The 7,312-nt window shown below is 44.6% G+C and carries 7 protein-coding genes; all 7 read right to left on the bottom strand.

Features of this window, described 5'->3' with window-relative positions; genetic code table 11:
- A partial coding sequence (locus FDK13_RS18905; RefSeq protein WP_220417382.1) for an Ig-like domain-containing protein occupies positions 1 to 1,568 on the bottom strand: 1,568 nt, incomplete at its 3' end.
- A 12-nt stretch (positions 1,569 to 1,580) separates the two neighbouring features.
- The gene (locus FDK13_RS18900; protein WP_137341566.1) at positions 1,581 to 2,843 is read right to left on the bottom strand and encodes a hypothetical protein; all 1,263 of its coding nucleotides are present in this window, start codon (positions 2,841 to 2,843) and stop codon (positions 1,581 to 1,583) included.
- 213 nt (positions 2,844 to 3,056) lie between these two features.
- Positions 3,057 to 3,785 carry a hypothetical protein gene (locus FDK13_RS18895; protein ID WP_137341565.1) on the bottom strand — a complete coding sequence of 243 codons (729 nt, stop codon included), beginning with the start codon at positions 3,783 to 3,785 and terminating at the stop codon, positions 3,057 to 3,059.
- 159 nt (positions 3,786 to 3,944) lie between these two features.
- Positions 3,945 to 4,760, bottom strand: a complete 816-nt coding sequence (locus FDK13_RS18890; protein WP_137341564.1) for a hypothetical protein — start codon at positions 4,758 to 4,760, stop codon at positions 3,945 to 3,947.
- 168 nt (positions 4,761 to 4,928) lie between these two features.
- Entirely contained in the window at positions 4,929 to 5,627 is a 699-nt protein-coding gene (locus tag FDK13_RS18885; protein WP_137341563.1) for a hypothetical protein, read from the bottom strand.
- Positions 5,628 to 5,690: 63 nt separating this feature from the next.
- A complete protein-coding gene (locus FDK13_RS35480) occupies positions 5,691 to 6,419 on the bottom strand; it encodes a C1q-like domain-containing protein (protein WP_170982842.1) in 729 nt (242 codons plus the stop codon).
- Between the two features lie 39 nt (positions 6,420 to 6,458).
- Positions 6,459 to 7,208, bottom strand: coding sequence for a hypothetical protein (locus FDK13_RS18875; RefSeq protein ID WP_137341562.1), 750 nt, complete (start codon positions 7,206 to 7,208; stop codon positions 6,459 to 6,461).
- Between the last annotated feature and the right edge of the window lie 104 nt (positions 7,209 to 7,312).

Here is a 7,312-nt window from a genome sequence, read left to right as displayed (position 1 = left end):
GTAGTCGGGTCAATCGGTGCTGAACCTGGCGTGTCGTTGGTCAATACCGTCACGATAGCCGGATTTCCGTTGGTAGAAGTTCCTATGTCAGTTTTTGCCACGGGTGGTGTAGCCGTTACGGTAACCGTAATGGGAGCCGGATTTGAAATCACTCCGTTCACATCTTTTTCCGTATAATTAACCGGCGTGGCAGTTCCTGTGAACGTCGCTACCGGTGTGAAAGTGATATCACCCGTTGTCGTGTTCACCACATAGGTACCTTCACCCGGAATGGTCACGGATGTTTTCGGAGTGTTATCAGCCGGATCAATGATCAAAACACTGGTAGGGTCAATTGGCGAGCTTCCCGGTATATCATTTGATATCGTCGTTATAGTTACCGGTGTGTTAAACGGCGTTGTTTTCGGATCAGGCACAGCGGTTGGCGGTGTTGGCGGTCCTACTGTAACCGTAATGGGAGCCGGATTTGAAATAACCCCGTTCACATCTTTTTCTGTATAACTAACCGGCGTTCCGGTTCCTGTGAACGTGGGTACAGGAGTGAAAGTAATATCACCTGTTGTCGTGTTCACCACATAGGTACCTTCACCCGGAATGGTCACGGATGTTTTCGGAGTGTTATCGGCCGGATCGATGATCAAAACACTGGTAGGGTCAATTGGCGAGCTTCCCGGTATATCATTTGATATCGTCGTTATAGTCACCGGTGTGTTAAACGGCGTTGTTTTCGGATCTGGTACGGCAGTCGGTGGTGTTGGTGTTACCGTAATCGAAATCGTAGCAGGATTAGAAGTAACGCCATTGATATCTTTCACAGTGTAAGAAACCGGTGTGGAAGGTCCTGTAAAACCAGCTACAGGCGTGAACGTCACATCACCCGTTGCCGGGTTAACTGTATACGTGCCTTGTCCCGGAACCATTACCGAACTTACCGGCAGGCCTGAAACAGGATCTGTCAGTTTCACACTTGTTGGATCGATTGCCGCAGAACCTGGGGTGTCGTTTGATAACGTGGTCACAGTCACCGGTGTTCCGGCCGGTGTGGTTTGGGTATCATTGGTAGCCACTGGAGGAGTAGCAATAGGAGGAGTTACAGCAATTCCTGAGGTACTGTTGTTATCACCAGGAACATCGTTGGTTGGAGGCGGACCTGCAAAACCAAGGGTCCCTGTCACTACGTCAGTTGGCCCTACGTTTACCGCAAGAACGGTAACCCGAAAATCAAAGCACTCAAAATTTTGCAGTGGATTGGTAGCAAGTAATCTTATCGCATTCCCAGTACCTGAGCTTAATGAGAGTACGGTAAATCCGGTTAAAGCATTTCCATTGACATCAGTTACACCTGTGATCGTAACGTTACCCGGAACCGAAATAAGAGGGCGCAGCTTATTAGCAGGTACAGCTATTGGGCTGATGTCGACGTTACAGATACTCACTTCAATATAGCCTGTTTTGTCTTTTTCAATAGATGCCGGAACAGCATTGATATTGATATTAACTTGCTGGGCAAAGTTCGGGGAGGAAACTGCTGCCAGAATGATAAGAATATAGATTTTAATTTTTTTCATGATTATTTGTTTCTAGTTTGCTGTGGCTGACACTGACGTAATGACTGCGTTATTGACAATGTTGGTTTCTCCACCTGAGCCACCTGTAATTGTTGCGGCAATATTCTGGGTTGTGCCAGCTGATATTCCGGTTTTTCTTGTGATATTAAAACCTATTACCGCTTGTCCGTTTGCAGGAATAACTACGCCGGTCTTTGCCGTTACCGTTATGAAACTTGCATTCTCAGTTATGGTCCAGTTGCTGTTCTCATTAGGTGTGCCACCGAAAACATTGGAATTGCCGCTGGATGCAGGGTATGTGATCGTGAATGCAGATAATTTGTTGATACGAAATACGATAGGGTTAGTCGCACCAGATCCGTTGATTTCATAAAGATTAATCACAAAATCTTTTGACGTGCCTGCTGCCGGGAAGCTCAGTGCATCAATATCCAACGTGATTGTCAGATCAGGTATTCCTCCTGCTGCTGCAAAGGTATAAGCCCGATAGTTATTGGGGATAATACTGGCCGTAGAAGTAATTGAGCCTGCTGGAAGAGCACTTGCACCACCCAATACAGAAGTAACATCTAAGGTAGAAGGAATGATTTCCCATCTGCTGTTTGTTACGCTCCAGCCTACGATAGATAGCTTGCTGAGATTACCACCAGTAAGTGTAGAAATACTGCTTCCTGCGTCCCATGTTAGGGTGATTGGAGTAGCGTTGGCTCCGTCTATATCCCAATATTCCGCTGTGCTTACTGTACCTACCAAAGCGGCCTTGGTTGCTGTTGCAAATGGCCCCCCTGAAGGAAGAGCAGGGTAATTAGCTCCTGTAAATAGGTTATTTGTTACTGCTATATTTGCATCCGCATGGAAGTAAGCCCCGCTAGTGCCATCCGCCGAAGCGGCAAACTGTCCCGCATTCCCGTTATCTCCCACCGGGAAAATGAACTGCCCCGTACCATATTTACGTACATACCCATCAACGTAGCTTGCATCCGTTACGCCAGTAGCGGTAAGGCTATTGCCAAAATAGTTAAGGTAACTGATCGTGGCCGTAGCACGCTCGGTCAGGGTTACGCCCGGCTGGGTACCGCCTGTGGGGGTCATGAAATCGCTGTTCCCGAAGAAAGTCATTTGTGCACCGCCGAAAATGGTGGTATTCCCCTGGCTGCCTTCCTGGGCACGGGCCTCGAAAACGAGTGCCATTAACAACAATAGTGCCGTAAATCCGATGACCTGGCCCACGTCCCGTCTGCGGGACTGTGTTTTGACTTTATATATTTTATGCATTGTTTCTGATTATTTGTGTGTAAAAAAATGTTTTGTTAAAAATTGTATTGGAAACCCTACTTCATTTACCCCTGCTCGTTTGGCTATGATTGCAAATTAAAATCAGGAGCGCCTGAACGGTTTGTGAAGACAAAGACCAGGGATAGACCCAGACCAAGGGATTAGAAGCTAAACCCAACTCATATTTCATGGTTGCATTTTGCTTTGTTGAGCTTATGGAACATATGTCATAGAAAAGGTTCCGTCAGAAATTTTTGTATTACATCCAGCTGGAAAATAATTAATGGAAAAGTTTACCCGCATTGTGACTACATCGTTTGCATTTAGCTTAACCAGGTCGGTAAACGCATTTGTAAACTGATATGCATTTCCCCTTGACCCTTCCCTTCCGATGTAATGATTATTGATTAATGCACCATTCACAGCGACATAAAGTCCCGTCCCAAGAAATGCATTCACGTCAGAACAACCAGGGTTGGTATAAACTGCCAAAGCACTAAGCTGGTAGATGCCGTCCACCGGAACCTTAATTCCGTTTCCAACTTTCAACATGCCTCCCTCCGTGAAATCTGTGGTAGCGTAATTTATTTCCTGAATTTGAAAATTGGTTGTAAAATACGGAGTTGTACCGGCATATAATCGCATTTTTGGTGATTTGGCCGCAGTAGTAATAGGCTGCCAGCTGGCCCCGCCTGTTGCGTCTGAAGTCAATATCTTCCCTGCTCCTTCTGTACCATCAGCAATCGTAACCTGCCCGGTAGTTTTATCCACACTCGTTTTACGCCCAGCCGTAGAAGCTTCCACTTCCAGATTATTTGCTGCATTAATAGACGTGGGATTTGTCCCAACCTTCACCTGAGCGAAAAGAGCCGAAGAGCTGCATACCATCACAGCAACCAAGGCTGCTGCACATGATTTTTTTAAGAATTGTTTGTTGTTCATTGTGTGTATTTAGTTTTGAGTTAAAATGATATTCTGTGTGTTTGTTACGTTTTGAATTTGTTTTATATGCTTTTGAACGATGACGTTTTAGTAAGCCGCGTTACAAAATGCCTGATTAGCCTGAATGTTCTATGAGGACACAGAACACGGATTAGCTTGTTATCTGCAAGGATTCATTTGGGTTATGCTCAGATAGCTTAACTGACCATAAATTTGAAGCTCTCCACTTTGTCCGTTATTGATTATCATTCTTAGCGAAACATTTGTGTCAACAGAAGGAGTAATAAAGCCAACACAAACGGGTTGAGATCCATCATAACCACTGGCATTTACTTGCGTAGATCTGCCATATGAAGCTATGGCCAACTTTGTGTTTGTGTCATTATTATACCATGTATAGTAAATAAAACCACTGCCTGCTCCATTATTAAGGCCAGATGAAAATAGGGCTGATTCAAGACGATAGGAATTGCCTGCTTTGAGTGTAAAGACACCGGCAGATGGACTTACAATACCTTGAAGTGCAACAGCGTCTGTAAGACCGGTAACGTTCTGCCCGGCTGGAGCATTAGTATAGGCTCCACCCACAGCAAGTAAATAATCGGGTATGCAGGTGCTTTTACCTGCTATCACTACATCACCATTGGCATCAACTCCCAAATTGCTTGGTACACTAGGATTGATTGGGCTGTTTGCATTTAGATTTGTAAAACGTAAACCCGAAGTATTAGTAATTCCGGAGCTGATTTCCAGCTTATTATTAGGTGTTGACGTGCCAACTCCGACATTTCCGTTTGCCTTTTGTATTACTGTTTTGTTTCCATTTGCCGCCTCCACCTCTAGATTATTCGCCGCATTAATAGACGTAGGATTTGACCCTATCTTCACCTGCGCAAAAAGCGCCGAGGAGCTGCATACCATCACAGCAACCATTGCCGCGGCGTATGCCTTTTTTAAGAATTGTTTGTTGTTCATTGTGTGTATTTAGTTTGAGTTAAAAAGATATCATGTGTGTGTGTTACGTTTTGAACTGGTTTTATTTGCTTTTGAACGATGACGTTTTAGTAAGCTGCGGTACAAAATGCCTGGTTAGCCTGAATGTTCTATGAGTACACGGTTTAGCCGAAAATTATTTGTAACCTATCAAAATAGTTTATCGATAGACATAAATGCGTTAAAAACATAAGCGTTTTGAGGAACTCCCGCACTTACCAAAAAAACATCAACAGGACTTCCAGCAGTTAAGAAACCTTCCCAAGACAGTGAAAGGCGCGGAGTATCAGACAAATCGAAGTTCTCAAATAGATTTAAAGCATAAAATGGGAATAAGTATAAAGACAGCGATGTAGCAGTACCAGAGGGTAAAGTTCCCTGTGACGTTGCTCCTATAAAGATTCGATAATATCCATCCTCCTGTATTATATACTGCTTATTGACTGGATCCCAGCCAGGAGCAGCGCCACTTCTCGGAATTAACGGTATACGATCTTTTAGAGAATTAAACGTTCCGTCAAAGTATGTCAAAGGATATGTTGTTGTCATTTGCCCGATCCATATCGTATGGTTTGTAGCTGCCTGCCAGCTTGCACCACCAGTAGCATCCGAAGTCAAAATTTTCCCTGTTCCTTCTGTGCCATCCTTAATTGTTACCTGCCCGGTCACCTTATCAACACTCGTTTTTCTCCCCGCCGTAGAAGCTTCCACTTCCAAATTATTCGCCGCATTAATAGACGTAGGATTTGACCCTATCTTCACCTGCGCAAAAAGCGCCGAGGAGCTGCATACCATCACAGCAACCATTGCCGCGGCGTATGCCTTTTTTAAGAATTGTTTGTTGTTCATTGTGTGTATTTAGTTTGAGTTAACTGGTTAAATAAAAAGCGTGTTAGATTTGAAAATTTTGATTTACTGTTTGTTACAATCAATCCGTGAACCTGCGAAATGGTAGCTTGTGAGCACTGCCCCGCCCACGAGGGGTGTTCCTGAGACATGGATTGAGGTGATGACCACGAAAACCTGTTCACCGGCCTCTGCCATGATGACGGCCGAAAGTGCATGTGAGAGCCCATCAGCATAACTTATATGGTCATGGGAGCTTTTTGCAACAATTCCTTTCAGGGAGGTTTGAATGGATACCGTGGAATTTCGCGTCCCTGTTTCGGTATAGTTTCCTTCTCCGGCAGTGACTGTAAAAATATACACGCCCTTGACCGGTACGGTATAAATTCCTGTTGATGCATTGTAAGCTCCGTAAACATCGTTAACCGTTGCAAAAAATGGGTGGGGAATAACAGCTATCCCCTGAGCCAGCGGGGAGGTGCCTTGCGAAACTTCAAAGGCATTACAGGAAATATTATTGGCCGTTTCCCATGTCGCTACGCCATTTGCATCCGAAGTCAAAACCTTTGCCGCTCCCTGCGAACCATCCGCAATAGTTACCTTACCCGTCACTTTATCAATACTCACCTTGTTTCCAGCTGTTGCGCTTTCCACTTCCAGATTATTCGCTGCATCAATCGTCGTCGGATTTGTCCCGATTTTTACCTGTGCCCAAACGGCAGAAGAGCCGGGCAGCAGGGCAACAATAAAAATGACTAGGGAAATAATTCGTAAAAAAGGTGCTCTGGTATTCATGTGTGTATTTGCGTTTTGCGTTAAAACAGGCTACTGTTCTTATGGCTGATATATCACCGAGATATCTCCACTGGACAAATAGGTTCCACAAGCTCCGTCTGAATCGTTGTAAATGTTGTTTCGCGTTTTAAGCGTGATCACATCATTTGCATTGAGATACAGTAACGTGGTAATATGTAATGTCGAATTTTGATCCCATCGCTGGGTAACTTTATCATTGGCCGCCGTAATTCCCGAACCATTCACCAGTAATAGCGTGTATGAATTGCTCGTAGAACTTCCGTTACAGCTGGTGACGCCCGGGTTTCCGGTTCTGCTTGTGATTACAGATGCACTATGGATTAAATAGTTACCAGCAATAGGGACCTGAATTCCGTTTCCCACTTTTACAACGCCACCCTCTGAGATGGGCAATGATGAAAAGGCAACATCCGTTTCTACACCGGGTACAAGCCAGGTCGTCAGGGCACCGGCCATTTTTCCCTTTGGCAAAGGGGTAATGTTGGATGTTCCCACTTTTTGCCAGGTTGCCACACCATTTGCATCAGAGGTCAGCACATAATTAATAGCCTGCGATCCATCCGCAATCTTCACCTTACCTGTTGTTTTATCCACACTCACACTCCTGCCCGCTGTTGATGCTTCCACTTCCAAATTATTAGCCGCATTAATTGTCGTCGGATTTGTTCCGATTTTAACCTGTGCTAAAACGGCCGAAGAGCCTGACAGCAGGGTAAAAAGAAAAATGACTGCTGACGTAATTCTTAAAGAACATTGTTTGGTATTCATGTGAGTATTTGTGTTTTTATGGTTGATAGGTGATAACGTTTGGTGTTGATTGGATTTTGGCTGGTTCGTGGTGTTTAAAATTGCCATACAAACCGCTATTCCAT

Origin of the sequence: Dyadobacter frigoris (genome assembly GCF_005280585.1) — a bacterium.
Classification (GTDB): Bacteria; Bacteroidota; Bacteroidia; order Cytophagales; family Spirosomataceae; genus Dyadobacter; species Dyadobacter frigoris.
Note: the sequence above shows the minus strand (reverse complement) of the source record. Positions and strands in the feature narration are given on the sequence as shown.